The organism is Pseudomonas sp. 2(2015) (assembly GCF_000955865.1).
In the GTDB taxonomy this organism is placed as follows: Bacteria; Pseudomonadota; Gammaproteobacteria; order Pseudomonadales; family Pseudomonadaceae; genus Aquipseudomonas.
In genome coordinates, this window is the sequence record NZ_JYOF01000008.1 from 1,893 (window position 1) to 4,981 (window position 3,089).

Here is a 3,089-nt window from a genome sequence, read left to right on the forward strand (position 1 = left end):
TCGAATATTGATTTCTGAACTTTTTCAGAATCGTTCTTTAAAAATTTGGGTATGTGATAGAAAGATAGACTGGACAGCACTTTCACTGGTGTGTGTTCAGGCTAAGGTAAAATTTGTGAGTGATTACAAATTTTCGGCGAATGTTGTCTTCACAGTATAACCAGATTGCTTGGGGTTATATGGTCAAGTGAAGAAGCGCATACGGTGGATGCCTTGGCAGTCAGAGGCGATGAAAGACGTGGTAGCCTGCGATAAGCTTCGGGGAGTCGGCAAACAGACTTTGATCCGGAGATCTCTGAATGGGGGAACCCACTCAGCATAAGCTGAGTATCTTGTACTGAATACATAGGTGCAAGAGGCGAACCAGGGGAACTGAAACATCTAAGTACCCTGAGGAAAAGAAATCAACCGAGATTCCCTTAGTAGTGGCGAGCGAACGGGGACTAGCCCTTAAGTGGCTTTGAGATTAGCGGAACGCTCTGGAAAGTGCGGCCATAGTGGGTGATAGCCCTGTACGCGAAAATCTCTTAGTCATGAAATCGAGTAGGACGGAGCACGAGAAACTTTGTCTGAATATGGGGGGACCATCCTCCAAGGCTAAATACTACTGACTGACCGATAGTGAACCAGTACCGTGAGGGAAAGGCGAAAAGAACCCCGGAGAGGGGAGTGAAATAGATCCTGAAACCGTATGCGTACAAGCAGTGGGAGCCTACTTGTTAGGTGACTGCGTACCTTTTGTATAATGGGTCAGCGACTTATATTCAGTGGCGAGCTTAACCGAATAGGGGAGGCGTAGCGAAAGCGAGTGTTAATAGCGCGTTTAGTCGCTGGGTATAGACCCGAAACCGGGCGATCTATCCATGGGCAGGTTGAAGGTTAGGTAACACTGACTGGAGGACCGAACCGACTACCGTTGAAAAGTTAGCGGATGACCTGTGGATCGGAGTGAAAGGCTAATCAAGCTCGGAGATAGCTGGTTCTCCTCGAAAGCTATTTAGGTAGCGCCTCATGTATCACTGTAGGGGGTAGAGCACTGTTTCGGCTAGGGGGTCATCCCGACTTACCAAACCGATGCAAACTCCGAATACCTACAAGTGCCGAGCATGGGAGACACACGGCGGGTGCTAACGTCCGTCGTGAAAAGGGAAACAACCCAGACCGTCAGCTAAGGTCCCAAAGTTATGGTTAAGTGGGAAACGATGTGGGAAGGCTTAGACAGCTAGGAGGTTGGCTTAGAAGCAGCCACCCTTTAAAGAAAGCGTAATAGCTCACTAGTCGAGTCGGCCTGCGCGGAAGATGTAACGGGGCTCAAACCATACACCGAAGCTACGGGTGTCACTTAGGTGACGCGGTAGAGGAGCGTTCTGTAAGCCTGTGAAGGTGAGTTGAGAAGCTTGCTGGAGGTATCAGAAGTGCGAATGCTGACATGAGTAACGACAATGGGAGTGAAAAACTCCCACGCCGAAAGACCAAGGTTTCCTGCGCAACGTTAATCGACGCAGGGTTAGTCGGTCCCTAAGGCGAGGCTGAAAAGCGTAGTCGATGGAAAACAGGTTAATATTCCTGTACTTCTGGTTATTGCGATGGAGGGACGGAGAAGGCTAGGCCAGCTTGGCGTTGGTTGTCCAAGTTTAAGGTGGTAGGCTGAGATCTTAGGTAAATCCGGGATCTTAAGGCCGAGAGCTGATGACGAGTTGCCATTAGGCGACGAAGTGGTTGATGCCATGCTTCCAAGAAAAGCTTCTAAGCTTCAGATAACCAGGAACCGTACCCCAAACCGACACAGGTGGTTGGGTAGAGAATACCAAGGCGCTTGAGAGAACTCGGGTGAAGGAACTAGGCAAAATGGCACCGTAACTTCGGGAGAAGGTGCGCCGGTGAGGGTGAAGGACTTGCTCCGTAAGCCCATGCCGGTCGAAGATACCAGGCCGCTGCGACTGTTTATTAAAAACACAGCACTCTGCAAACACGAAAGTGGACGTATAGGGTGTGACGCCTGCCCGGTGCCGGAAGGTTAATTGATGGGGTTAGCTAACGCGAAGCTCTTGATCGAAGCCCCGGTAAACGGCGGCCGTAACTATAACGGTCCTAAGGTAGCGAAATTCCTTGTCGGGTAAGTTCCGACCTGCACGAATGGCGTAACGATGGCGGCGCTGTCTCCACCCGAGACTCAGTGAAATTGAAATCGCTGTGAAGATGCAGTGTATCCGCGGCTAGACGGAAAGACCCCGTGAACCTTTACTATAGCTTTGCACTGGACTTTGAATTTGCTTGTGTAGGATAGGTGGGAGGCTTTGAAGCGTGGACGCCAGTTCGCGTGGAGCCATCCTTGAAATACCACCCTGGCAACTTTGAGGTTCTAACTCAGGTCCGTTATCCGGATCGAGGACAGTGTATGGTGGGTAGTTTGACTGGGGCGGTCTCCTCCTAAAGAGTAACGGAGGAGTACGAAGGTGCGCTCAGACCGGTCGGAAATCGGTCGTAGAGTATAAAGGCAAAAGCGCGCTTGACTGCGAGACAGACACGTCGAGCAGGTACGAAAGTAGGTCTTAGTGATCCGGTGGTTCTGTATGGAAGGGCCATCGCTCAACGGATAAAAGGTACTCCGGGGATAACAGGCTGATACCGCCCAAGAGTTCATATCGACGGCGGTGTTTGGCACCTCGATGTCGGCTCATCACATCCTGGGGCTGAAGCCGGTCCCAAGGGTATGGCTGTTCGCCATTTAAAGTGGTACGCGAGCTGGGTTTAGAACGTCGTGAGACAGTTCGGTCCCTATCTGCCGTGGACGTTTGAGATTTGAGAGGGGCTGCTCCTAGTACGAGAGGACCGGAGTGGACGAACCTCTGGTGTTCCGGTTGTCACGCCAGTGGCATTGCCGGGTAGCTATGTTCGGAAGAGATAACCGCTGAAAGCATCTAAGCGGGAAACTTGCCTCAAGATGAGATCTCACTGGAGCCTTGAGCTCCCTGAAGGGCCGTCGAAGACTACGACGTTGATAGGTTGGGTGTGTAAGCGCTGTGAGGCGTTGAGCTAACCAATACTAATTGCCCGTGAGGCTTGACCATATAACACCCAAGCAATTT

1 rRNA gene is annotated in these 3,089 nt (G+C 51.1%); it reads left to right on the forward strand.

What is annotated here, in order from left to right:
* Positions 1–181: 181 nt before the first annotated feature.
* Positions 182–3,071 (forward strand): 23S ribosomal RNA (locus tag UB48_RS13790).
* Positions 3,072–3,089: the final 18 nt, after the last annotated feature.